Origin of the sequence: Klebsiella sp., assembly GCF_027492335.1 — a bacterium.
GTDB lineage: Bacteria > Pseudomonadota > Gammaproteobacteria > Enterobacterales > Enterobacteriaceae > Klebsiella > Klebsiella huaxiensis.
Genome location: NZ_JAPUEW010000016.1, coordinates 43,938 through 69,402, shown reverse-complemented (window position 1 = coordinate 69,402; position 25,465 = coordinate 43,938). Strand labels below are relative to the sequence as shown.

Annotated in this window: 21 protein-coding genes; 5 read left to right on the top strand and 16 right to left on the bottom strand. The window is 54.1% G+C overall.

From position 1 onward, the window contains the following. Positions 1–34: 34 nt before the first annotated feature. The 4 genes from QVF11_RS06530 to cecR are packed head-to-tail and all read right to left on the bottom strand — an operon-like array spanning position 35 to position 4,560. Positions 35–1,168 carry an ABC transporter permease gene (locus QVF11_RS06530; RefSeq protein WP_287855792.1) on the bottom strand — a complete coding sequence of 378 codons (1,134 nt, stop codon included), beginning with the start codon at positions 1,166–1,168 and terminating at the stop codon, positions 35–37. Then, entirely contained in the window at positions 1,158–2,897 is a 1,740-nt protein-coding gene (locus QVF11_RS06525; protein ID WP_142511963.1) for an ATP-binding cassette domain-containing protein, read from the bottom strand. The genes QVF11_RS06530 and QVF11_RS06525 overlap by 11 nt, the downstream gene beginning before the upstream one ends. Beyond that, positions 2,894–3,886, bottom strand: a complete 993-nt coding sequence (hlyD, locus tag QVF11_RS06520) for a secretion protein HlyD (RefSeq protein ID WP_287855789.1) — start codon at positions 3,884–3,886, stop codon at positions 2,894–2,896. The genes QVF11_RS06525 and hlyD overlap by 4 nt, the downstream gene beginning before the upstream one ends. Continuing rightward, a complete protein-coding gene (cecR, locus tag QVF11_RS06515; protein WP_287855787.1) occupies positions 3,883–4,560 on the bottom strand; it encodes a transcriptional regulator CecR in 678 nt (225 codons plus the stop codon). Before cecR ends, hlyD begins: the two co-directional genes overlap by 4 nt. A gap of 257 nt (positions 4,561–4,817) precedes the next feature. Between cecR and rhlE the strand changes: the two genes are divergently transcribed. The 3 genes from rhlE to ybiB all read left to right on the top strand — a co-directional run bounded on the left by rhlE (position 4,818) and on the right by ybiB (position 9,545). Continuing rightward, complete coding sequence (rhlE, locus tag QVF11_RS06510; RefSeq protein ID WP_287855785.1) at positions 4,818–6,185, top strand: ATP-dependent RNA helicase RhlE; 1,368 nt, start codon at positions 4,818–4,820, stop codon at positions 6,183–6,185. A gap of 204 nt (positions 6,186–6,389) precedes the next feature. Then, positions 6,390–8,534: an ATP-dependent DNA helicase DinG gene (gene dinG, locus QVF11_RS06505; RefSeq protein ID WP_287855783.1), complete on the top strand. Its 2,145-nt coding sequence runs from the start codon at positions 6,390–6,392 to the stop codon at positions 8,532–8,534. 42 nt (positions 8,535–8,576) lie between these two features. Further along, on the top strand, positions 8,577–9,545 hold the full coding sequence (ybiB, locus tag QVF11_RS06500) for a DNA-binding protein YbiB (RefSeq protein WP_287855781.1): 969 nt from the start codon (positions 8,577–8,579) through the stop codon (positions 9,543–9,545). Positions 9,546–9,574: 29 nt separating this feature from the next. On the opposite strand, the gene adeD is transcribed toward ybiB, so the two are convergent. Continuing rightward, positions 9,575–11,341, bottom strand: coding sequence for an adenine deaminase (gene adeD, locus QVF11_RS06495; RefSeq protein WP_287855779.1), 1,767 nt, complete (start codon positions 11,339–11,341; stop codon positions 9,575–9,577). 194 nt (positions 11,342–11,535) lie between these two features. Between adeD and QVF11_RS06490 the strand changes: the two genes are divergently transcribed. Then, positions 11,536–12,870 carry an NCS2 family permease gene (locus tag QVF11_RS06490; protein WP_112214735.1) on the top strand — a complete coding sequence of 445 codons (1,335 nt, stop codon included), beginning with the start codon at positions 11,536–11,538 and terminating at the stop codon, positions 12,868–12,870. A 110-nt stretch (positions 12,871–12,980) separates the two neighbouring features. Here QVF11_RS06490 and ybiJ read toward each other — a convergent pair whose 3' ends face one another. The 5 genes from ybiJ to QVF11_RS06465 form a co-directional block, all read right to left on the bottom strand. Continuing rightward, positions 12,981–13,241, bottom strand: coding sequence for a DUF1471 family protein YbiJ (ybiJ, locus tag QVF11_RS06485; protein WP_112214723.1), 261 nt, complete (start codon positions 13,239–13,241; stop codon positions 12,981–12,983). A 285-nt stretch (positions 13,242–13,526) separates the two neighbouring features. Next, entirely contained in the window at positions 13,527–13,793 is a 267-nt protein-coding gene (locus tag QVF11_RS06480) for a DksA/TraR family C4-type zinc finger protein (RefSeq protein ID WP_287855776.1), read from the bottom strand. A 68-nt stretch (positions 13,794–13,861) separates the two neighbouring features. Beyond that, positions 13,862–14,539, bottom strand: a complete 678-nt coding sequence (ybiX, locus tag QVF11_RS06475; protein ID WP_287855774.1) for a PKHD-type hydroxylase YbiX — start codon at positions 14,537–14,539, stop codon at positions 13,862–13,864. A 45-nt stretch (positions 14,540–14,584) separates the two neighbouring features. Beyond that, positions 14,585–16,873 (bottom strand): catecholate siderophore receptor Fiu, encoded by a 2,289-nt coding sequence (locus tag QVF11_RS06470; RefSeq protein WP_287855772.1) that lies wholly within the window; start codon positions 16,871–16,873, stop codon positions 14,585–14,587. A 300-nt stretch (positions 16,874–17,173) separates the two neighbouring features. Then, entirely contained in the window at positions 17,174–17,788 is a 615-nt protein-coding gene (locus QVF11_RS06465; protein ID WP_287855770.1) for a flavin reductase family protein, read from the bottom strand. A 95-nt stretch (positions 17,789–17,883) separates the two neighbouring features. Here QVF11_RS06465 and rlmF point away from each other — a divergent pair, with 95 nt between their 5' ends. After that, positions 17,884–18,798, top strand: a complete 915-nt coding sequence (rlmF, locus tag QVF11_RS06460) for a 23S rRNA (adenine(1618)-N(6))-methyltransferase RlmF (protein WP_287855768.1) — start codon at positions 17,884–17,886, stop codon at positions 18,796–18,798. Between the two features lie 4 nt (positions 18,799–18,802). Here rlmF and ybiO read toward each other — a convergent pair whose 3' ends face one another. The 6 genes from ybiO to rhtA all read right to left on the bottom strand — a co-directional run bounded on the left by ybiO (position 18,803) and on the right by rhtA (position 25,342). Further along, entirely contained in the window at positions 18,803–21,025 is a 2,223-nt protein-coding gene (gene ybiO / locus QVF11_RS06455) for a mechanosensitive channel protein (protein ID WP_462660284.1), read from the bottom strand. Between the two features lie 99 nt (positions 21,026–21,124). After that, positions 21,125–21,847 (bottom strand): glutamine ABC transporter ATP-binding protein GlnQ, encoded by a 723-nt coding sequence (glnQ, locus tag QVF11_RS06450; RefSeq protein WP_112214715.1) that lies wholly within the window; start codon positions 21,845–21,847, stop codon positions 21,125–21,127. After that, a complete protein-coding gene (glnP, locus tag QVF11_RS06445) occupies positions 21,844–22,503 on the bottom strand; it encodes a glutamine ABC transporter permease GlnP (RefSeq protein ID WP_112214714.1) in 660 nt (219 codons plus the stop codon). Before glnP ends, glnQ begins: the two co-directional genes overlap by 4 nt. A 98-nt stretch (positions 22,504–22,601) precedes the next feature. Continuing rightward, entirely contained in the window at positions 22,602–23,345 is a 744-nt protein-coding gene (gene glnH / locus QVF11_RS06440; protein WP_110275365.1) for a glutamine ABC transporter substrate-binding protein GlnH, read from the bottom strand. A gap of 378 nt (positions 23,346–23,723) precedes the next feature. Continuing rightward, positions 23,724–24,227, bottom strand: a complete 504-nt coding sequence (gene dps, locus QVF11_RS06435) for a DNA starvation/stationary phase protection protein Dps (RefSeq protein WP_110275363.1) — start codon at positions 24,225–24,227, stop codon at positions 23,724–23,726. Positions 24,228–24,454: 227 nt separating this feature from the next. Further along, positions 24,455–25,342: a threonine/homoserine exporter RhtA gene (gene rhtA / locus QVF11_RS06430; protein ID WP_142513193.1), complete on the bottom strand. Its 888-nt coding sequence runs from the start codon at positions 25,340–25,342 to the stop codon at positions 24,455–24,457. Positions 25,343–25,465: the final 123 nt, after the last annotated feature.

Below are 25,465 nucleotides of genomic sequence, written 5' to 3'. Positions count from 1 at the left end.
TTGCGCCGCCCCCGGGGAAAAGCGTGCAGGAAAGCTAATCCAGCCGACGTTTGGTTTTTATCCACGTCAGGCCAATAAACATTACCGCTGAGGCGATTAAAAACATCGTGTTCACCAGCAGCACCACCGGAATGTTGCCCGCCAGAAACAGGCTTTGCAGGGTGCTGACAAAATAGCGCGCCGGGATCACGTAGGTCACCGCGCGGATCACCGCTGGCATACTGTCTATCTGAAAAATAAACCCGGACAGCATGATTGACGGCAGGAATGCGGCATTCAGCGCCACCTGGGCGGCGTTAAACTGGTTGCGAGTGATGGTGGATATCAGCAGTCCCATCCCCAGCGTGCTCAGCAAAAACAGGCTGGTGATAAAAAACAGAATCACCAGCGAACCGCGAAACGGCACGCCGAGAATAAACACCGCTACCAGCATGCACAGCAGCATTGCCAGCATGCCGAGGAAATAGTAGGGAATGAGTTTGCACAGCAGCAGCTCGGCGCGGGTAATTTCGGTCGACAACAGTGCCTCCATGGTGCCGCGCTCCCACTCGCGAGCCACTACCAGTGACGTCAGGATCGCGCCAACCACCGTCATAATGATGGTAATCGCGCCGGGGATAATAAAATGCTGGCTGATAGCGGCCGGGTTAAACCAGTAGCGTGTCTGCACGTCAATGAGCGGCTCGAAGGTTTCGCCGCGATCTTCCGCCCGCTGCTGTTGCCAGATTTGCCAGATACCTTCGACGTAGCCCTGGGCGAAGTTGGCGGTGTTTGGTTCGCTACCGTCGGTGATAAGCTGGATTGGCGCATCGTCGCCGGGACGAGCCATTTTCTGGTCGAAATCGACCGGAACCACCACCAGCGCGCGGATCCGCCCGGCCTGCATCATTTGAATCAGCTGCTGGCGGTTATCGCTAATTGTGGCGTCAATGTAGGGCGAACCGGTCATGGTATGGACGAAATCCAGCGCCTCTTCGCTCTGCTGTTCCAGCAATACGCCAACCCGTAACTTGCTGGAATCGAGGTTAATGCCGTAGCCAAAGATAAACAGCAGCAGGAGCGGGATCACCACCGCAATCAGCCAACTGCTGGGGTCGCGGACGATCTGCCGCGTTTCCTTGACGCACAGGGCGCGCACGCGCCGCCATGCCAGGATTTTAGCGCTCACTGGCGTTCTCCTTATCCCAGTCGTGGATGAGGGTAATAAATGCCTGTTCCATCGTCGGGTCAGGCTGTTCATCATCCGCTGCCATCGCTTTGAGATCGTCCGGCGTGCCGCTGGCGATAAGTTTACCGCGATAGACCAGACCGATACGGTCGCAATACTCTGCCTCATCCATAAAGTGGGTGGTGACCATTACCGTCACCCCCTTATCCACCATACTGTTGATATGCAGCCAGAATTCGCGGCGGGTGAGGGGGTCGACGCCCGAAGTCGGCTCATCAAGAAACAGAATATCCGGCTCATGCATTAGCGAGCAGGCCAGCGCCAGGCGCTGCTTATAGCCGAGCGGCAGGTCGTCGGCGGCCTGCCGGGCAATGCTTTTCAGGCCAAACGCCTCGCACATGCTGGCGATTTTTTCGTTCTGCGCTTTGCCGCGCAGGCCATAAACGCCGGAGAAAAAGCGCAGGTTCTGCTCAACGGTGAGATTGCCATACAGCGAAAATTTCTGTGCCATATAGCCCAGATGCTGGCGTGCCTTTCCAGAGCTGACTTTCAGGTCCATCCCCAGCACCAGTGCTTTGCCGGAGGTGGGGACCAGCAGGCCGCACATCATCTTAAAGGTGGTGGACTTGCCCGCGCCGTTAGGGCCGAGGAGTCCGAAGATTTCTCCACGCTTGACCTGAAAATCGACGTGGTCGGTGGCGGCAAAATCACCAAATTTTTTGGTCAGAGTCTGCGCTTCAATCACCGTGTCCTCATGGGAGCCTTCCACGGTGTGGATAATTTTCCCCAGCGGCGATTCAGCCGTACCCGCGCCGCCCAGCAGGTCGATGAACGCATCTTCAAAGCGCGGCGCGGTTTCAGCTACCTCCAGCGGTGGCATGTCGGCTGCGTTTTGTACTTCGCTGATACTGGACTCTTTTTTGAGGATCAGGCGCACCGATTTGCCCTGAATCACGCCATCGCTCACCTGCGGCAGCTTCAGCGTGCGTTGGAGCAGGCGGCGGTTATTCTCTTTGCTGCTGGAAACCAAAAAGCTACGCCCGGCCATAGTCTGGGTCAGCTCTTTTGGCGCGCCCTGATAGAGCAACTGGCCTTCGTTCATCAGCAGCACGTCGCGACACTGTTCGGCTTCGTCGAGATAGGAGGTGCTCCAGAGGATCAGCATCCCGTCGCCCGCCAGCTCGTGGACCATTTGCCACAGTTCTCGGCGTGAGATGGGGTCGACGCCGACGCCGGGTTCATCCAGCAGCAGCACCTTCGGTTCGCCGACGAGAGTACAGGCGAGGCCAAGCTTCTGCTTCATGCCGCCGGAAAGTTTGCCCGCCAGTCGGCCAGTAAAAGGGCCGAGGGAGGTAAATTCCAGCAGCCGGGCGAAAGTTTTCTCCCGCACTTCGCCAGTCACGCTGCGCAGGTCGGCGTAGAGGGTCAGGTTTTCCATCACCGTCAGATCTTCATACAGGCCAAACTTTTGCGGCATATAACCGAGCACCGCGTGCAGGGCGCTATCGTCAGCAATGGGGTCAAAACCAATGACCTGTGCGCTGCCGCTGTCGGCTTTGAGCAAACCGGCGAGCATACGCATCAGGGTAGTTTTCCCTGCGCCATCGGGGCCAACTAGTCCGGTCACATAGCCGGAGTGAATGGTGCAGTCCAGCGGTGCGACGGCCGGGCGGTCCATGCCGGCGAAACGCCGGGTGAGACCGCGCAGCGTGATAACGTCTTCGCTCATTGGCCGTTTCCGTTGCTGAAAGCGACGGTCACCGGCATCCCCTGACGCAGCGCGCCGTCGGCATCGGTGACCACAATCCGCAGGCGATAAACCAGGTCGGTGCGCAGGTCCGGGGTCTCGACGGTTTTCGGCGTAAATTCAGCCGTAGGAGAGACAAAGCCGATTTTGCCACGGTAAGGTTGATTCGGACGGCTATCGGTATAGAGCAAGACTTCACTCCCCGGTTGGGCCTGGCCGAGATTTTTTTCATCGACGTAGGCGCGTACCCAAACCGGATGGGTTAATGATAGCGTCATCACCGTGCCACCTGCGCTGAGCATACTGCCTGGCTCCACGGCGCGGGTCATCAGGGTGCCGTCGGACGGCGCGATCAGCGTGGTATCGTGCAGGTCGAGTTTCGCCTGCGCCAGCGCGGCCTGAGCCTGTTCGAGGCTGGCTTTGGCCTGGGCTATCTCCTGCGGACGGTTACCGGCGCGGTACTGGCGCAGTTTATCCTGGGCTGATTTCAGCGTGGCCTGTGCCTGGTCGCGTGAGGAGCGCGCGTTCTCAAGGTCATTCGCGGAGATGGCGCTGCTTTTACGCAGCCCCAACTGGCGTTGATAGAAGTTCTGCGCATAGGCGTAAGCCGCCTGCGCCTGGTTAACTGAGGCGGCGGCCTGGGCAATTTCTTCCGAGCGATAGCCCGCCATCATCAGGTCGTACTGCGCCTGGGCCGTAGAAACGTTGGCCTGCGCCTGTTGAAGAGCATTTTCATAAGGGGCACGATCCAGTTCGCCCAGCGTTTGCCCGGTTTTAATCGCGTCGCCCTCATCGACGCTCAGCGATGCCAGCCGTCCACCCACACGGAAGCTCAGGTTAACGGTACGAATATCAACGTTGCCATAAAGCGTCAGCTCTTTTTGCTGACTGCTCTGGTACCACCACCAGCCGCCGCCAATCACAGTAGCCATCAGGAGAAGCAGTAGAACGACGATGAGCGGTTTTTTCATGACTCCAGACTCCTTTGCGATAATCCTTGCAGAACGAAATCAACGTGGCAGGTGATGACCTGAATGATTTGTTCAGTTTTTTCTTGATCAAACTCGGCCCAACCGGCGCGGCGCAGAACGGTTTCGCGGCCAAGGCGAAATGCGAGAACCTGGCCGAGCAGCGCATGGGTATGGAGGACCATTTGCGTGCTGTCTGCCTCAAGGCCGGTGAAGGCCGCGATCAGTCTTGTCAGATAGCAGTGTAGTGGGGCAATGACCTGATCGTGGATTAACTGATAGGCACGGGTCGGCGACAGTTGTTCACGGGAGATGAATTTACTCAAGTTCACCGTGCCGTCTTCAGTCAGCAGTCGGATCATATTCTGGCAGGCCCCGAGGATCTGCGCGCGAATCTCGTCTTTATCCGGTTCAGGCACACTGAGCAACATTTCTGCCGCCTGCGCATGAGGGCGAAAATTATTGCCGATGAAGTCGGCAATCCACTGGGCGCAGGCGAGGTACAGATCGTCCTTGGAACCGAAATAGTAAGGAATAGCCGCGATGTTTTGCCCGGCCTGAGCGGCAATATCACGGGTAGTAGCATGCAGGCCGTACTCACCGAACTGGGCGATAGCGGCAGCGATAAGCTGGATTTTCGCCTGCTCGCCTTTGCTGGTAATGGGTGTCGTCGTCATCGCGCGCCTAAAGTTAATCAATCGATTGATTAAGAGTATGACCAATTCGCGAAACTGTCCATAATGGTGAATACTTAATTCATCGCAGCGCAAGCGAGCATTGTTTTGCAGATAAAACGCTGGGGGATATTTTATGCGGTTCGTCACAAAATCTGCTAGACTGCGCCACTTCATGGCATTGTGGTTTTTGCCATCTCTTTCGCAATAATCTCCCTGAAAACTATGCCTGTGACGGGCCGGGGCGGTTCGGAGTTGTTATGTCTTTTGATTCCCTTGGCCTGAATCCTGAAATCCTGCGTGCCGTCGCTGAACAGGGCTATGTTGAGCCAACCCCTATCCAGCAGAAGGCGATTCCTGCGGTATTGCAGGGTCGCGATCTGATGGCCAGCGCCCAGACCGGCACCGGTAAAACGGCAGGCTTTACGTTGCCGCTGCTTCAGCATCTGATCCAACAAGAACCGCATGCTAAAGGTCGTCGTCCGGTGCGCGCCCTGATCCTGACTCCGACGCGCGAGCTGGCAGCCCAGATTGGCGAGAACGTGCGGGATTACAGTAAATATCTCAATATTCGTTCGCTGGTGGTTTTCGGCGGCGTGAGTATTAATCCGCAGATGATGAAGCTGCGCAGCGGCGTTGATATCCTGGTGGCCACGCCGGGTCGTCTGTTGGATCTTGAGCACCAGAACGCGGTTAGCCTGGATAAGGTTGAAGTGCTGGTGCTGGATGAAGCCGACCGTATGCTGGATATGGGCTTTATTCACGATATTCGCCGCGTGCTGGCGAAGCTGCCGCCAAAACGCCAGAACCTGCTGTTCTCTGCAACTTTCTCTGACGACATTAAATCGCTGGCGGAAAAGCTGCTGCATAACCCGCTGGAAATTGAAGTCGCCCGCCGTAACACTGCCTCTGAGCAGGTGAGCCAGTTAGTGCATTTTGTTGATAAAAAACGCAAGCGCGAGCTGCTGTCGCAGATGATCGGCGAAGGCAACTGGCAGCAGGTGCTGGTCTTTACCCGTACTAAGCACGGCGCCAACCACTTGGCTGAACAGCTCAATAAAGACGGCATCCGTAGCGCCGCGATTCACGGTAACAAGAGCCAGGGCGCACGAACCCGCGCATTAGCAGATTTTAAATCCGGTGGCATCCGCGTGCTGGTGGCAACCGACATCGCCGCTCGCGGTCTGGATATCGAGGAGTTACCGCACGTAGTGAACTACGAGCTGCCAAACGTACCGGAAGATTATGTGCACCGCATCGGTCGTACCGGTCGTGCGGCTGCAACTGGCGAAGCGCTGTCGCTGGTCTGCGTTGACGAGCATAAGCTGTTGCATGATATCGAACGCTTGCTGAAAAAAGAGATCCCACGTATCGCCATTGCAGGCTACGAGCCGGATCCTTCCATTAAGGCAGAGCCAATTCAGAACGGTCGCCAGCAGCGTGGCGGCGGCGGTCGTGGTGGTCAGAGCCAGGGGCGTGGTGGCCAAAGCCAGAGCCGCGGCCAGAGCCAGGGTCGTAGCCAGCAGTCCGCCCCGCGCCGCAACGATGGTGAAGCGCCGAAAGCACGTACTGCAGACGGTAAACCTCCACGCCGTCGTCGCCCGCGCAAACCGGCGTCGGCTGAGTAACGGTATTACCTCGTTCCTGTAGTTATCGCGGTGGTTGAGCGATCAGTGCCTCAGGTTTGTTTATCCGGGCAAGAATCTTTGCCCGGAACTCCCTCCGCTCGTGTCAAACCTCGAGCGTGATTCCAGTTTGTTTAGAAAGACGTTCCTTCCGCTAGCGAAAAAATGGCACAATAGTGGCTGTTTATACAGTATTCAGGTTCTCTCATGGCTTTGACCGCTGCGCTAAAAGCGCAAATCGCCGCCTGGTATAAGGCGCTTCAGGAACAGATTCCGGACTTTATTCCCCGTCCCCCGCAACGGCAGATGATCGCCGATGTCGCGAAGACGCTTGCCGGGGAAGAGGGGCGACATCTGGCGATTGAGGCTCCCACTGGCGTCGGCAAAACCTTGTCATACCTGATCCCCGGCATCGCGATTGCCCGTGAAGAGCAAAAAACGCTGGTAGTCAGCACCGCCAACGTGGCGTTGCAGGACCAGATCTACAGTAAAGACCTGCCGCTGCTGCGTAAAATTATCCCCGACCTGCGATTTACCGCCGCCTTTGGTCGTGGGCGCTACGTTTGTACGCGTAACCTGGCCGCTCTCGCCAGTACGGACCCGACACAGCAGGACCTGCTCGCCTTCCTTGATGACGACCTCACACCGAATAACCAGGCGGAGCAGAAGCTGTGCGCGACGCTTAAAACGGATCTTGATAGTTATAAATGGGATGGCCTGCGCGATCACACCGATAAAAACATAGATGATTCGCTGTGGAGCCGTCTGAGCACCGATAAAGCCAGCTGCCTGAACCGCAACTGCCACTATTATCGCGAATGCCCATTTTTTGTCGCCCGGCGAGAAATTCAGGAAGCCGAAGTGGTGGTGGCAAACCATGCACTGGTCATGGCGGCAATGGAGAGCGAGGCGGTGCTGCCGGATCCGAAGAATTTACTGCTGGTGCTTGATGAAGGTCACCACCTGCCGGATGTCGCCCGTGATGCGCTGGAAATGAGCGCTGAAATCACCGCTCCGTGGTATCGCCTGCAGTTGGATCTGTTCACCAAGCTGGTCGCCACCTGCATGGAACAGTTCCGGCCTAAAACCACACCACCATTGGCGAATCCTGAGCGCCTGAACGCGCACTGCGAGGAGCTGTTTGAGCTTATCTCCTCGCTAAATAATATTCTTAACCTGTATATGCCTGCGGGTCAGGAAGCGGAACACCGCTTTCCAATGGGCGAGCTGCCGCAGGAAGTCATGGAGATCTGCCAGCGGCTGGCGAAGCTGACGGAAACGTTGCGTGGGCTGGCGGAGCTGTTCCTCAACGATCTTGGCGAAAAAACAGGCAGTCATGATGTGGTGCGTCTACACCGGGTTCTGCTGCAGATGAACCGCGCGCTGGGGATGTTTGAGAGTCAGAGCAAACTGTGGCGTCTGGCATCGTTGGCGCAGTCTTCAGGCGCGCCGGTGACCAAATGGGCCACCCGCGACCTGCGTGACGGTCAGATGCATATCTGGTTCCACTGCGTGGGGATCCGCGTCAGCGATCAGCTGGAAAGGCTGCTCTGGCGCAGCGTCCCACATATTGTTGTCACTTCGGCGACGCTACGTTCGCTGAATAGCTTTTCTCGCTTGCAGGAGATGAGCGGACTGAAAGAGAAGGCGGGAGACCGCTTTGTGGCGCTGGATTCACCGTTTAACCACGTCGAACAGGGTAAAATTGTCATCCCGCAGATGCACTACGAACCGCTTATTGACCACGAAGAACAGCATATCGCCGAGATGGCGGCATACTTCCGCGAGCAGGTTGAGAGTAAAATGCATCTTGGCATGCTGGTGCTGTTTGCCAGCGGAAGAGCGATGCAGCGTTTTCTTGAGCACGTGACCGATTTGCGCTTGCTGCTGCTGGTGCAGGGTGATAAGCCGCGCTATCGGCTGGTGGAAGTGCACCGTAAGCGCGTTGAAGGTGGAGAACGAAGCGTACTGGTCGGGCTGCAATCCTTTGCCGAAGGACTCGATTTAAAAGGCGAGCTGCTGAGCCAGGTTCATATCCACAAAATCGCCTTCCCGCCGATAGACAGCCCGGTGGTGATTACCGAAGGCGAATGGCTCAAAAGCCTCAATCGCTATCCGTTCGAAGTTCAAAGTCTGCCGAGTGCTTCCTTCAACCTGATTCAGCAGGTGGGACGCCTGATCCGTAGCCATAGCTGCTGGGGGGAAGTGGTGATTTACGATAAGCGACTGTTGACCAAAAACTACGGCCAACGCTTATTGAACGCATTACCCGTATTTCCGATAGAGCAGCCTACCGTCCCTGAGGTTATAGTAAAAACTAAAGCAAAACCGACGCGTCGCAAACGGCGTTAATGGTGCAATGTCGACGATGTGAGAAGCTCAAAGGAGCCTTCGATGGACTACAGCAAGATCATTAAAGAAGTAGGGCGGGGGAAAAACCACGCCCGTGACCTGGATGTCGAAACGGCCCGCGCGCTCTATTCGCGGATGCTTAACGGCGAAGTGCCCGAGCTCGAACTGGGCGGCATTCTTATTGCCCTGCGCATCAAGGGTGAAGGCGAAGCGGAGATGAAGGGCTTCTACGAGGCGATGCAGCAGCAGACGCTAAGCCTGACGCCGCCGGTGGGTAAACCTATGCCGATCGTTATCCCCAGCTATAACGGTGCGCGCAAACAGGCAAACCTGACCCCGCTGATCGCCATCCTGCTGCACAAACTCGGTTTCCCGGTGGTGGTGCACGGCGTGAGTCATGATCCAACCCGCGTGCTCACTGAAACGATTTTCGAGCTGATGGGGATTCCGGCCACGCTACACGCGGGTCAGGCCCAGGCGCGATTGGACATCCATCAGCCGGTTTACATCCCGATAGGTGTGCTTTGTCCAGCGCTGGAGAAACAGTTATCGATACGCTGGCGTATGGGCGTGCGCAACAGTGCGCACACGCTGGCCAAGCTGGCGACGCCGTTCGCGGAAGATGCGGCGCTGCGTCTGTCGAGCGTCTCTCATCCTGAATACGTCACCCGAGTGGCAAAATTCTTTACTGAAATCGGCGGACGGGCATTGCTGATGCACGGTACTGAAGGCGAAGTCTATGCTAACCCGCAACGCTGCCCGCAGATTAGCCTGATTGATGCAGAAGGAACGCGTGTGCTGAACGAGCGTCAGGATATTGGTACAGCACAGGCTGTTGCGCTACCAGAGTCAAAAGACCCGGAGGTGACCGCACGCTGGATTGAACGCTGTGTGGCAGGGCGCGAACCGCTACCCCTGTCGCTGAGAATCCAGCTGGCCTGCTGCCTGGTGGCTGCCGGGGAAACAGCCACTCTGGAACAGGGGCTGGCGAAAGTGGCTGAGCACTGGTAATCATCGCCGCCATTGCGGGCGGCGCTGCTTTACTCAGTGATTTCCAACGAAGTGAAATCGAATTTACTGCCATCAAAGAGTCCCTGGCTGGTTAGCTTGAGCGCTGGGATAACCGGTAGTGATAAAAACGCCATCTGGATAAAAGGTTCGTCGGGAAGAGTGCCACAGAGTTTACCTGCGGCTTTGAGCGAACCTATTTGCTGCGCCAGCGTTTGTGCCGTTTCGGTGCTCATTAACCCGGCGACAGGTAGCGGCAAATGAGCTATGACCTGGTTATTATGGACGACGCACAATCCGCCGCCGGTTGAGATAACCTGATTTACCGCCGTGGCCATTTCTTGCGCGCGACGGCCAATGGCAACGATGTTATGGCTGTCATGGCTAACGGTTGCCGCCAGTGCCCCTTCACGTAAACCAAAGCCGCTCAGTAGACCGCAGGCGGGCGGCGTTTGCTTGCCATAACGTTCCAGAACGCTGATAAAGCAGATATCTTCTCGATCAAACCCTTCCCCGGTATACAGGCTCTCTCCATTGCCGGTGATCAGCTCGTTAGGAATGACCTCAATCACGCGATAGCGCCTGCCGGGAGTGAAATTGAAGGCAAAGTCGGCGGCGGATACCGGCTGGCGTACAACCGTGTTGCCTAAGGGAGGATGCGTTTTTGCTAATGTTGCAGACTCGGCGCGCAGTAATGCGTGTTCATCGACAGGAGTTCCCTTAATAAACACTTGCTGTACCTCAACTTGCTGAGGATTGCTAAGCAGGACGATATCCGCTTGTTTTCCCGGTGCCAGCAGTCCGAGATGTTTCAGGCCGAAATGGCGCGCGGCTGACCAACTGGCAATACGGTAAGCGACATGTAGCGGTACATTGTGTTGGTTAATAAGGCGGCGGATAAGCGCGTCGATATGACCTTCATGAGCAATTTCCCAGGGGTTACGATCGTCGGTACAAAGCATACATTGTGGGCTGTTCATTTCATTGATTAACGGCGCGAGCGAATCGAGATTTCGCGCAGCGGATCCTTCACGGATCATTAATCCCATTCCCGCCCGTAGCTTTTCGCGGCCCTCTTGTTGAGAATAGCTTTCATGGCAATTTTCGATGCCAGCGGCAACATATGCATTAAGCGCTTTGCTGCTCAGTCCCGGGCAATGACCGTCAATCGTCAGAGTACGGAACGCGTCTATTTTATCCGCAATTTCACGCTCTCCGGCGATAACGCCGGGATAGTCCATTACCTCCGCGAGCCCGGTGACCAGGGGATGGTCGCGCCAGCGGAGCATTTGTTCAAGGGTAAAGTCGGCACCGTTTAAATCGCAACCTTTCAGGGCAGGGACGCAGGAGCTAACCTGAATATACTGATTTTGTTGGGCCAGCTCGGCACAGCGAATAAACCAGGCGAAGCCGGATTCCCCCATCACATTGACGATTTCATGGGGATCGCAAACGATGGTTGTCAGGCCGCGCGGCAGAGTTGCCGTTTCAAAAGCTACGGGGGTCATCATGCTCGACTCAATATGCAAATGGGCATCAACAAAGCCTGGTACTGCTGTTGCTCCGCGGGCATCGACACGCTGGTGAGCCGGGGCATCGGCATACTCTGGGCCAATACCGGCAATATGCTGGTTTTTTATCACTATGGGGCCTGCGAAACTCCCGCCATTAATTAAATCAAGTACAGTGACATTATCAATAATATAATCTGCAACACCCTCGCTACGTGATACGGCGAGCAATTCTTGTCTGTTTTGACGACTAATCTGGTGATATTTAAAGTTAATTTTATTTATCATTTTATTTTCTCATTTTGATTTATCAAATTGATTTTTTAATTATCATTTTATCATCTGTGGTGGTTTTTTATTTTATCGATAAATAGATTTTTACGATGTGATAGCTATCACTGAATTATGAGTCAGGTATGATTTAAAAAGAGTAAAGTCAGTGGATGTATCATAAAATTATTCTTCATCAGCGGATGAAAAACATGAAAAATGAACGCAGCGAAAACATTCATCAGAGTGTAGGCAGTCTTTCCCATTTTTTTAAACTACAGCAGCATAATACCTGTGTGCGCACAGAGGTGATAGCTGGGCTCACTACGTTTTTAACGATGGTTTATATCGTCTTTGTTAATCCGCAAATTTTAGCTGCAGCGCATATGGATGCGAAGGTCGTTTTTGTCACCACCTGTTTGATTGCCGGTATTGGTAGCATTGCCATGGGGCTTATTGCAAATCTTCCTGTTGCACTGGCACCAGCAATGGGGCTAAACGCCTTTTTCGCCTTTGTGGTTGTTGGGGCGATGGGGATGAGCTGGCAGACAGCGATGGGCGCAATATTCTGGGGCGCTGTGGGGTTGTTTTTATTAACGCTTTTTCGCATTCGTTACTGGATGATTGCAAACATCCCAATAAGTTTGCGCATAGGTATCACCAGTGGAATAGGGTTGTTTATTGCAATGATGGGGCTGAAAAATTCAGGTGTCATTGTTGCAAATAAAGATACGTTAGTTGCCATTGGCGACTTGAGTTCGCATAGCGTGTTATTAGGGATTGTTGGTTTTTTTATTATTGCCGTTCTGTCTTCACGAAACTTCCATGCCGCAGTGCTGGTTTCAATTGTCGTCACATCATGTTGTGGTTTATTTTTTGGCGATGTTCATTTTAATGGTGTTTATTCTACTCCATCTGGTATTAGCGGGGTGATTGGCGAAGTGGATATACGAGGTGCCCTATCGCTGGATCTGGCTGGTATTATTTTCTCATTCATGCTGATTAATCTATTTGATTCTTCAGGGACGCTAATCGGCGTGACGGATAAAGCGGGTTTAATTGGCAAAGAGGGTAAATTCCCTAATATGCATAAGGCGCTGTATGTTGACAGTTTGAGTTCAGTGGCCGGTGCTTTTATTGGTACTTCGTCGGTGACCGCTTATATCGAAAGTACGGCCGGTGTGTCGGTGGGAGGCCGGACCGGTCTTACAGCGGTGGTTGTTGGCGTTTTGTTTTTGCTGGTGATGTTTTTTTCGCCGCTGGCTGAAATAGTGCCGGGATATGCAACGGCTGGAGCCTTAATTTTCGTTGGCGTGTTGATGACATCCAGCCTCGCCCGTATTGACTGGGATGATTTTACCGAGTCAGTTCCGGCTTTTATTACGGCGGTAATGATGCCTTTCACGTTCTCTATCACCGAGGGGATTGCGCTTGGTTTTCTGGCTTACTGCATTATGAAGATCTTCTGTGGAAGATGGCGTGAGCTGAATCTGTGCGTCATTGCGGTTGCGATGCTGTTTGCGTTGAAAATTATTCTTGTTGATTAAAAAAAAGCCCGTCCAGTGGGATGGACGGGCAAGGCAAGGGTATTAAAGGGTCTTACAGGGTTGAAACAGTGGCATTACAGGGTCTTACTTGCTACAGGAATTTGTGGCGATTATTTATAGATAACCGCGGTACCGCTAATTTTGTTAGCGGTGTTAGCAGAAGTGATGCTGTAGCCGGTTGCGCCAGCGGCTTCGGCTTTCTCTGCCAGCTTAGCTTCCAGACCATCCAGCGTCGTTGCGCCTTCAGCGGAAACCACACCGATTTTGTTCATGCTTTCTGCCTGAGCCGATGTTACCGGCTGAGCGGCGAAAGCACCAAAGGACAGAGCGGAAAGGGCGATGGCGGCGGCAGCATATTTGATAGTTTTCATAATTAATCTCTCGTAGGTTGTCTTGTACAGGTGACGATGTTCCGTCGATGTGAGAAGTATCACGGTTTTGAGCGAGAGATAAAATCGAAGGAAATTAACAATCTCAATCTAATTTTTTGAATGATTATTAATTTATTGAATATTAATAAATTATTTTAGCCCGTGAAGAGAAAACGGATTGAAGCGAAGTTCAGGGGGCGGTAAGGGCACATTTTGCCACTCAGTTTGCCAAAAAACGTGCGCGAAAAGATAACGCGATCTGCGGTAATGAAAGGTAAGTGACGGTCAGCGAAGCTGGCTATCTTTAGATCCGCGGCGATTATATCCTGAAAATGTATTGTTATGTAAATCTTTATCTTGTTGGCATTTTACGCAGTACCTCCCCCCCGCAACCGCTTGCCGACGCGCTTCCGGAATTGGCTCTCCGCACTCTTCACAAAATTTGTTGCTTTCACCCGATGAAAGCTCATTTCGCGCCCGCGCGATGGCATCATTAATCGTGCTGTCGATTTGCTCCTGCACGGCGTCGTCATTTGCCCAGCCTGATGCCATGGTTCACCTCGTTATCTCGTTTACTGTCAGTATAGAGAATATGGGGATAAAAAATGACCAGACAAGGTTCAGATCTCTGACCATTCGCGCAGCAGGTTATGGTACAGATTTAGCAGAGACAGCACTTCGTCGCTTTCACCGTGGCGGCTTTTTAACTTCTGAATATTACCATCCAGCTCAAACAGCATGGTGCGGTGCTTATCGTCGCGGATCATGGATTGAACCCATAAGAACGAGGCCACGCGGGTACCCACTGTAACGGGAGTGACGCAGTGCAGGCTACTTGAAGGATAGAGTACCAGGTCGCCAGCCGGGAGCTTAACCGAGTGCTGGCCGTAGGTGTCGTTAACCACCAGCTCGCCGCCCTCGTAGCTTTCCGGGGCGGATAAAAAGAGGGTGGCGGAGAGATCGGTACGCATCCAGCCGCCCTGGGCCTGACTGCGCACCGCACCATCAACGTGAAATCCATAAGTTTCACTCTGCTGATAGCGGTTAAACAGCGGGCTGGAAAGGGTTTTCGGTAGCGCGGCGGCAAAAAACAGCGAATTGCGATTCAGCGCTGCGACGACCGTTGCCTGAAGTTCGCCATACAAGCTGCTGCAGGTGTCTACCTGCTGGTTATTTTTGACCTGAGCGCCCTGATCGCCAGTAGTTACGCGGCCGTCAACCCAATCGGCTTGTTGGAGCTGGGCGGTGAAATAGTCCACTTCCTGTGGGCTAAGGACGGCGGGGATATGGTACATCATGATTTTGTCTCCTGAAGAAACGGGGCGTTGCCGCCCCATCGTGGATCAGAAATGCATATTGGCGGTTAACAAGAAGGTCCGTGGTTCCCCCGGGTGATAGCGGTAGCCGCTCTTATTAATAGAGGCAACATAGTCGGTATCAAACAGGTTATAGACATTCAGCTGCAGGTCGAGATTACGGTTGATACGATAACCCACCTTGGCATCCGCTACCCAGTAGCCTTCGGTATAGGACGGCGTACCGACCGCGCCGTCGCTACCGCGATGCATACTGCCGACGTAGCGTGCGCCAGCGCCGACGGAGATAGCCTCAGTGGCCTGATATTGGCTCCAGACGGTAAATGCGTGCTCTGGCGTATACGGTAGCGCGCTGGTGCCATCCTGGGCGGTATTCGCGCCTTCGCTAATGCTGGCGCGCTGTTGGGTATAACCGCCGATAACCTGCCAGTCAGGAGTAATATTACCGGCCAGAGAGATCTCATAACCTTCCACGCGTTTTTTACCGTACTGTGAATAAGTGCCGTCGTCGTTCTGTTCAACTTCGTTTTCAATATCAGTACGGAAGAGGGCGGCGGTCAGCAGCAGGCGCTTGTCCATGAGCTCCCACTTGGTTCCGACTTCGCTGGTTTTTGCTTTCTGCGGTTTAAAGTCGGTACGATTGGCGCTGTTGCCGGTACCACTTTGCGCGAGGGTGAAGTTGCTGCCTCCCGGCGGCTGCTGAGAAACGGCGTAGTTGACGTAGATATTGCCGTTATCGGTCAGATGATACAGCGCACCGGCTTTCCAGTTCACCAGGTTACCGCTGGTGGAGGTATCGACGGTGGTGACCGGCGTATTTTTCTCTACGCCCGTCGGGCAGGCGATAGCACCGCGTCCGGTACCGCCGCACAGGCTCGCGCTATCGTATTTAGTCTGATAATTGTCCAAACGGATCCCGCCGTTAAGTTCGAAGTCCTGAGTAATTTGCAGGGTGTCGAAGGCATAAACGCCGAAGGTATCCGTTTGCCCGTTGGCGTTGGCGCCGCTGCGGTCCAGGCCGCCGATGGAGATATCGCTGTTCGGGTGATAAATGTTCACCGCCGGCGGCGTTAGCGGATAAACCCCGTAGTTGGTCTGCGTTTCGCGGGTGAATTCCACACCGGTGCTGACGTCATGGCCGATGGAGCCGGTGTAGAACTTCGAGGTCAGGTTAGTCTGGTTAGTGAGGATCTTGTTGCTGGTGTCTTTGGTGTTTGCCAGACGTGACCAGGTCCAGGTGCCAACATCGCTGGGGTTAGGCTGGGTGATGTTCGTCGCCCCACCCATCACTGCGGTCATCAGATAATCCTGCTTCACGCGAGACCAGCGGGTCGTGTTCCGAATGGTCGTGGTGTCGCTCAGATCGTGTTCGAAGCGCATCGTCACGGTATCGGTGGTGGAATCATCGTAGTCGGAATTGGTGCCGTAGAAGTTGCTGGTGGCGACTTTACCGGAGTGATTCAGCGCCGAGGTGCTGGCGTTGGGGGCGGAATACCCTGGCAGACCGATAGTCGGAATGCCGCCATCTGGTGTATTGTGCTGGGTCACGTGCAGATAGTTCAGGTACAAGCGGGTCTCAGTGCCAAGACCGAACGCCGCCGATGGCGCCACGCCGTAACGCTCGTTTTTCACCTTGTCGCGGCCTGCATCGTGGGTTTTTTCACCCATCAGATTCAGGCGCACCGCGCTGGTTTCGCCAATGGTCTCGTTAATATCCAGCGTGCCGCGACGGAACCAGGCGCTACCTACGCTTGCGGAAGCATCGATGCCGGAGTCCAGGCGTGGCTGTTTGCTGATCATATTGATTGAACCGGTCGGCGCGCTGCGACCGTAGTCGGAACCAGACGGCCCCTTGATGACCTCAACCTGCTCAGTGTTGAAGGTATCGCGGCTGACGCTGCCGATATCGCGAATACCGTCGACGTAAATACTGTTGGAGGTATCTGCGCCGCGCATGTAGATGGCGTCGCCGGTAGTGGAGTTGCCATTTTCACCAGCAAAGAACGCCCCCACGCCGGGAACGTTCTTCAGCGCATCGGTGAGGTTGGTGACGCCCTGATCCTTCATCACCTGCTCAGAGACAACGGTGACCGTTCGCGTGGTATCGGCGATCGGACGAGAAAACTTAGGATCGGCGGAGTGGGTCGGCGCATACAGCGATGGAGTTTGCGCTTCGACCACCAGCGTTTCGCCAGCATTCTTTTCAGTGCTGTCCGCTGCAAGCACTTGACCGGTCGGAGAGAGACTCAGGCATAAACCGGTGAAGATTGTCAGTGAGTTGAAATTGCTGAACGGCAGATTATTATTTTTTTCCATATCAATAAGTGACTTATAGTTTTAATTAGGCCATAACGACCGCAGACGAAGCGATGCTTCGCCCCGACCACTGCAGGTGATTTTTAACAAAAGCAATGCTTTTGATAATGATTGTGATAATCATTATCAAACAACGGCCGAATTTTTATCACTCATTTATAAAAAAATAAATACATTTATTTACATTGACTGCATTTTTTCTACATAAAGAGGGGAGGCTATGGGCGAGGATAAAAGCAGAACGGGCCCAACCTGGATGTGGGCCCTATATTGCAGATCGCGTAGTTCAGAATGAAGGGGTTAGCGTGCGTCCGGACGAACAAGATCAAAGCGCAGGCTCTCATCGATGCCGTAGTAGGCGCTGGGGCCTCCGGCGCGCAAAATCGGCTGAGCTTTAGCGGTCTGGTAAATCCCTTCCTCCAGCAGCGACTCGTCGATATGCACCGCCACTACTTCGCCCAGCACCAGCCAGCTTTCAACCGCCATGCCGTCGGCGGTGGTCAACTGGATGCACTGCGAGAGACGACATTCGAAGTTCACCGGGCTTTCGGCAACCCGTGGGACGCTGACAATACGGCTGGCAGTGGGCGTGAGCCCGGCGCGTGAAAATTCATCCTCATTACGCGGTATACTGGCGGACGTTTCGTTCATCGCTACCGCCAGAGGGCGAGTGGCCAGATTCCAGACGAACTCTTTAGTCTCGACGATATTCTGCACGCTATCTTTCCAGCCGCTGCTGGCAAAACCGATAATCGGTGGCCGATAGTTAAAGCAGTTAAAAAAACTGTAGGGTGCGAGATTGCGCTGCCCGCTGCTATCCAGCGAGGCGATCCAGCCGATGGGCCGAGGCCCGATAATGGCATTAAGCGGGTCGTGCGGCAGACCGTGTCCGTGCGAAGGTTGATAGAAGTACATACGACACCCATGACGAAAGAGTAGATATCCAGACTCACTTATTTACCGCGCCGCCGTCAACGGGTATCTTACGCGGCTGTTCAAAGGAGATTGCCATGAAAGCCCAGAAACCGGGGTTACACCCGCGTAACCGCCACCACCAACGCTACGATTTGCCCGCATTGTGCCAGGCCCACCCTGAGCTTCAGGCCTTTATCACCCTCAATCCGGTGGGTGAGCAGACCATCGACTTTGCCAACCCGTTGGCGGTGAAGGCGCTGAATAAAGCGCTGCTGGCGCACTTTTACGCGGTGAAACACTGGGATATCCCTGAGGGCTTTCTCTGCCCGCCGGTGCCGGGAAGAGCTGATTACATTCATCACCTCGCCGATTTGCTGGCACTGGACACAGGGGCTATTCCCTCGCAGGCCAGCATTCTTGATATTGGCGTTGGCGCAAATTGCATCTATCCACTAATTGGCGTACACGAATACGGTTGGCGTTTTACCGGCAGTGAAACACACGCTGAGGCTTTCGCCAGCGCGCAGGCTATCGTCAACGGTAATCCTGGATTGACTCGCCAGATTCGCCTGCGTCGCCAAAAAGATACCAAAGCGATTTTGACCGGCATTATTCATAAAAACGAAACTTACGACGCGACCCTGTGCAACCCGCCGTTCCATGATTCCGCCGCCAGCGCGCGGGAGGGCGGCGAGCGCAAACGTCGCAATCTGGGTCTGGGCGAAGATAGCGTCACCAACTTTGGCGGCCAGCAGCAAGAGCTGTGGTGCGAAGGAGGTGAGGTAGCCTTTATCACCCAGATGATTCAGGAGAGCCAGCAGTTTGGCCGTCAGGTGAAGTGGTTTACCTCACTGGTTTCCCGCGGTGACAATTTGTCGCTGCTTTATCGCGCGCTGACCGACGTCGGCGCGGTAAAAGTGGTGAAAAAAGAGATGGCTCAGGGCAACAAGCAAAGCCGCTTTATCGCCTGGACCTTTATGGATGAAGCCAAACGCCGCCGTCCGTTTTAATCTGCTATAACGTCGGCTCCGCAGGAGCCGGCGGCCCGGCAGGTACCGGTGTTGGTAGCACCTGATAAGTCTGCACCGGTGCGCGAACGCCAGCGAGGTCGAAATGTCTTTTCACCTGGGTATCGAGGGCAAAACGAACCGTCCACTGCTTCAGCGGCAGGGTGGTGAAGGTGACCCGCAGGGTAAAGGCGGTATTACTCAAGCCCACCAGTCCGGCGAAAGACGGTTCGCCAATGATCAGCCCGCGAATCTCTTCCTGTGCCATCACTTCCGCTACCGCCTCTTTCAATGCCTGATTGGCTTTATCCAGACTCTCCTGTCGGTCAACATCATAGTTGGCGACCACTGAACCGATGCCGCGCACGAAGTTGGCGAAGGTGGTTATCGAAGACCACGGAATAATATGATAGGCACCGGTATCCTGGCGCACGCCGACCGAGCGAATCGACATCCGTTCCACCGTGCCGGTTAACGGCCCAATAGTGACCAAATCGCCGGTATTCATGCCGTTTTCAAACTGGATAAAAATCCCGGTAATAATATCTTTGACCAGAGTTTGCGCACCGAACGAAATCGCGAGGCCCAACGCCCCGGCACCGGCCAGCAGCGGAGCGATGTTCACCCCCACTTCCGAAAGCAGGATCATCACCGTAATGGTGCTGATTACCACCGCCAGCGCATTGCGAAACAGCGTCAGCAACGTCCGGGCGCGGGCGCTGGGCAGCGGGCGACCATGAATATCCGACGCCAGACGGTTCTCTATCAGGCTGGCGAGCAGCGTCCAGCCAATCGCCGAGAAGAACAGGATCAGCGCGATGCGAATCAGAACATCTACCGCTTTTTGCCCGCTACCGTTATGGATCCAGCTCCAAAAATCGAACAGCCCCCAGGCGCTGAGCAGCAGCATAATTGCCACGCAGACCGTTAATATCCGCGCGACTTTTAGCGAAGCGGATATCCAGCTGTTAAGCCGCTTTTGCAGCTCGGGGTAATTGCGTTGGGTTTCTGGCGACAACGTGATGGTTTTGGCAATCCAGCGCGACAAGATGCCAGAAACCAGAGCAGCAGCGCCGATAATCGCCAGACTGCGTAACGTCGCGCCCATCATAAATTTCAGGCTATTGCCGGGGTCGAACAGCGAGAAGAAAAACAGCACGATAAAATAGGCGCAGGCCAGCCAGTGCCAGATCAGGGCAAAGGCGCGGATAAACAAACTGAAGAAGGCCAATGAACGATCGGCAAGCTGAATAAGCCCCTGAGTAATCAATGCTTTATTGTGAAAAATTAGGTACAGCGCCCACAGTGTAATACACAGCATAATCATGACGTTGGCCAGCGCGCCGACCTGGACGTTGACCTGGTTGGAAATAATCGGCACCGCGACGATCAGGCCGTAGCCAATCAGGCTACTCAGGGCGCTCAGGCGCAAATTCCAGTATTTCGCTGCCTCATCGCTGAGATTGAATGGCCGCAGTTCAGGGATCCGTGGACAGAAAATAACCCGCAGAAGGGCTTTGAAAAACTCAATCAGCGCGAAGGCGTTAAGGAACAGGCTTTGCTGAAAGGCGATGGTGGGATTATTACCGTTCAGGCGATCGCTTAGCAGCTGGCCGACGAACAGCGTAAGGGCCAGCAAAAGCAGGTCAAAAATAAACGCACCGGCGATAGTCGAAGGTAGCTGCAGCCAGTTGCTGCGATCGCGGTTTTTATGCCGTCCCCAGTGGCCCATTTTACGATACAGAGGTAAGGCCGCCAGGCGCACTAGCCACCAGAAGGCAAAAACCAGCCCTGCCAGTAGTAAAAAGTGCCAGGCGGCGTTACTGAACGTTTCTGAGTTGAAGGGTTTATGCGGAGAACCGGTGATGTTACGCCAGAGCTGAGAGAAACGTGACGAGAGCTGCTCGCCATATTCGCGGCTGATTTGTGTAACGTTTTCCAGCACCGTGGTCTCATCTTCGACTTCGGGTGGCGTCAGCTTTGGCGTGCTGGCGGGCGGAGGCGTGGCGGCGGCTTTACGCAACTGGTCGATAAGCTCCTGACGAGCATCGTTGTTTTCGAGCACGTCGGCCAGCGCGCCGTAGGCGGCTTTCTTCTGCTCAAGATCGGGTTCGCTGCTGCTGGGCTGGTCAGTAGTGGCAGCCGGCACGCCGGGCAGCGTTGCGGCGAATAGCGGGGTGGTAAACAACATGGCGAGCAGTAACAGAATCCGCAGCACAGGCACCTCCATTGCATCTCAAACCGATAAGTATAGAAGACGAGATCTGGAGGGTGAGGTTGGATGATTCTGGAAAGCGGCTCTCCCACGAATGGGGAGAGCCATTGGGCATCAGGCTACGTGCTGCAAAAACTCGCGCAGGCGCGGGCTTGGCGGGTTCTTAACCAGTACCTGCGGATCGCCATCTTCTGCGATACGTCCTTTATCGATAAAGATCAGGCGTGAAGCCACTTTTTCGGCAAAGCCAATTTCGTGGGTGACGATGACCATGGTCATGCCCTCTTCGGCCAGATCCTGCATCACTTTCAGCACTTCGTGGCGCAGTTCTGGGTCCAGCGCAGATGTCGGCTCATCAAACAGCATCATTTTCGGCTTCACGGCCAGCGCGCGAGCAATCGCCACGCGCTGCTGCTGACCGCCGGAAAGCTCAGAAGGATAGTGGTGTGCACGCTCCGCCAGCCCCACTTTTTCCAGCAGCTCTTTCGCCAGCTTTTCCGCCGCCGCTTTACTGGCACCGCGAACGCGCAGCGGGCCAAACATGACGTTTTCCAGCGCCGTCAAATGCGGGAACAGATAAAACTGCTGGAACACCATACCTGCTTCCTGACGAATCAGTCGTTCGTCGACTTTAGGATCGTTGACCTTCAGGCCATCGACGATCAGCTCGCCGCTGGTAATCTCTTCAAGTTTGTTGATACAGCGCAGCAGGGTTGATTTACCGGACCCGGACGGCCCGATAATGACCACCACTTCGCCCTGGTTGATCTTCAGATCGATATCATGCAGCACTTTAGTTGGGCCAAAATGCTTGGAAACGTTTTTAAATTCAATCACAGGATTTTCATCCTTCTTTCGAGACGACGCAGAACAAAGCTCAGCACCAGGGTGATGATCAGATAAATGACGGCAACGGCGCTCCAGATTTCCAGCGCGCGGAAGTTACCGGCAATGATTTCCTGGCCCTGGCGGGTCAGTTCAGCAACGCCGATGACGATAAACAGTGAGGTATCCTTGATGCTGATAATCCACTGGTTACCCAGCGGCGGCAGCATACGGCGCAGCGCCAGCGGCAGGATCACGTGGCGGATGGTTTCACGACGTGAAAGGCCCAGTGCAAGGCCCGCTTCGCGAAAGCCTTTATGGATAGACAACACCGCGCCGCGGGTGATTTCCGCAATATAGGCACCGGAGTTGATCATAATGGTGACCACCGCCGCGGAGAACGGGTCGATGCGTAAATCGCTAAACGCCATTGGCAGGGCAAAATAAATGAACATCACCTGCACCACAATCGGGGTGCCGCGAATGATTTCGATAAACACCAGCGCGATGTGGTTGGCGATCCAGCCGCCGAAACAGCGGGCGAAACCAGCCACCAGGCCGATTATCAAACCGCCGATCAGGCCGAGGACGGAAATCCACAGCGTCATTTTGGCGCCTTCCAGCAAAATTGGAATGGCGGGCCAGATGGCACTCCAGTCAAACTGCATAAATGTGTTCCTGTTACCGTGTCGAAAACAGAGGAGACCCTCTGAGAAAATCATTCAGGCCTGCTTATCAGCAGGCCTGGAAGAGAAAACGCTCATTATTATTTTGGTTCAGTACCGAACCATTTTTTATAAATTTCGTTGTAAGTGCCGTTTTCACGCAGCGTTTTCAGCGCGCCGTTCACTTTTTCACGCAGTTCGTCGCTGCCTTTCGGGAAGGCGATACCGTAGTCTTGCGCTTCCAGTGAATCACCGACCGCTTTGAACTTGCCATTACCCGCAGTTTTGATGAAGTAAAGAATGTTCGGCGTATCGTGCAGTACCGCATCAGCGCGACCGGTGCCCAGTTCCATATAGGCATTGTCGATGTTCGGGAACTGACGCAGATCTTTGGTTTTGATATTGGCTTTCGCGTAGTCAACGGAGCCAGTACCGCCTTTCACTGCCACCACTTTTCCGTTCAAATCTTTAACATCTTTGATGTCATTATTATTAGCGTTGACCATCACCAGCAGACCGCTTTTGTAATAGCCATCAGAGAAGTCGATTGCTTTTTTACGTTCTTCAGTGATGGTAATTCCCGCCAGCGCGAGGTCGATATTTTTGGTTTGCAGCGCCGGAATAATGCCGCTGAAGTCCATTGGCTTCAGGGTATAGTCCAGCTTCAGCTCTTTGGCGACGGCAGCCCACAAGTCGACGTCGAAACCAACGTACTTATCGCCCTGCTTGAATTCGAACGGAACAAATGCCGTATCTGTCGCGACAATCAGTTTATCAGCGGCGTGAGAAGAAACCGCAAAAGCCAGGGTCAGTGCAGCCAGTGAAACTTTAAATACAGACTTCATAGCATTTCCTTTTTTATCCACGGGATGATCCCCTGCGAGAACGAATAGTCTTATGAAAAAATCGTGCCAGTTTTACAACTCGTTGTTTTACAACAACCAGGATGAATCTCATTGCACGGTTTTGATAACGGATAACGTTAATTGCACCATTGTGGGGTGTTGTTTTGGTGCACCATAAGCACTTAGCATAACAAGAGCATTTTTAACGCAAAACCAGAGGGGAAAACAATCTCGCCGTAACGATTGTGTGAGGTGATTATTACAATTGATTTACTTTGGTGCGTATTTTGAACACTTTTTTGCACTAATGTAGTGCATTAAGGCGATTGGCGTAGTGGAACAAAAAAAAGCCGCCAGCGGGGCTGACGGCAGTTGGCATTACTCGATATTGGCTTCGATGAACCACAGGAATTTATCTAGGTCACGGGAAGCAGCGGTAAATATATCGGCAGTATCTTCATCTTTTGCTTCTTCGATGGCTTTACGCACGTCGTTAGCGACGATGGCGTAGCGATCGGCCAGCTCTTTCAGATGGTCCTGCACGCTATGGATATCTAGCGGGTAGCTTTTCAGTGGGCTTTTGCTATTGATAACCTGAGTAGTCCCCAGCGCCACGCCGCCAAGCTGCACGGCACGTTCAGCCATGGTATCAAGATGGTCGACTAGCGCGGTGCGAAAGCCGTCCAGCATTTCATGAACGGCAATGAAGTTTGCACCGCGCATATTCCAGTGAGCCTGCTTGGTAATCAGCGACAGGTCAATGAACTGGATCACCTGGCGATTCAGCAGCTCAACGGTCGCCTTCTTCGCGCTATCTGCGACGTCGTTACGGGTATAGAGCAGATTCGTTGCTTTAGTTTTAACCAGTTTTGCGGTACTCATAGTTTCATATCCTCTTGATATTTGTACTCGTCATACTTCAAATTTGAATTATGCGGAGCGTCTCGTCCCAATAACTTGCGGGATTAAGTATAGCAACGGATATGAGGTTTGCAGTGGCGGTAGTCTCTATCGGTCTGATAGCACAGGTCTGTTGGACGGTTTTTATATCTTATAAATCAATTAACTAAGGCTCTACGTGATAGGTTTTTATCGCGTAGAGCCTGCGATTAGTTAATGTCGACTTCTTTTATTTTACTTTCCCGACGCATCGTCAAAGTGGAGCCCATCGAGGCGAGAATAATTGCCCCCAGCGCCAGCGTTTGCACGAGGGTTAGCATCTCGCCAAGAAATACCATCCCGGAAAGCGCGGCAAGGGCCGGTTCCATGCTCATCAGCGTGCCAAATGTTTTGCTGGGCATGCGGGTAAGGGCGATCATCTCCAGCGAGTAGGGCAGAGCGGTCGACAAAATAGCGATCCCGAGCCCTGGCAACAGTAGCGCCCACTGAAATAACGTATCGCTGGCCTGAATCATCCCTATCGGCACGAAAACCACTGCGGCGATAAGCGAACCCATCGCCACCGTTGCCGGGCCGTGCTCTTCCCCGGCACGCTGGCCGGTGAGAATGTAGACTGCCCAGCAGGCTCCGGCCCCAAGTGCGAGCAGCGCGCCCATCGGATCTATCTGCGAAACGTCTTGTCCCAGCGGCAGCAGGAACCACAGTCCGAGCACCGCCAGAGCCACCCACACAAAGTCCAGCGGGCGGCGAGAGCCAAACAATGCCACGGCCAGCGGCCCGGTAAACTCCAGCGCGACCGCAACCCCCAGCGGGATATGTTGAATTGATAAATAAAACAGGTAGTTCATCGCGCCAAGCGACAGACCGTATAACAGCAGCGGTAAACGCTGCTCCGGGGCGAAACGCAGGCGCCAAGGCTTGAAGACCACCACCAGGATTAAGGTTCCCAGGGCCAGACGTAGGGCGGTGACGCCAGGTGCACCCACTAATGGGAACAACGATTTCGCGAGCGATGCGCCGCTCTGGATGGAAATCATGGCGATGATAATAACCAGTATCGGCAACCATGCCGGTACTTTGCGGGACGAGCCGGGCATCCTTTCTCCTGTCAAATTTTGTCAAACGCGGTAAAGGTTCCAGTGTAAAGGAATTACCCGGCGGCGGTTTAGCTAATGTTGAAATAATCCGCCCAGGGAGCAGTACAATGAGATGAGGTGCGA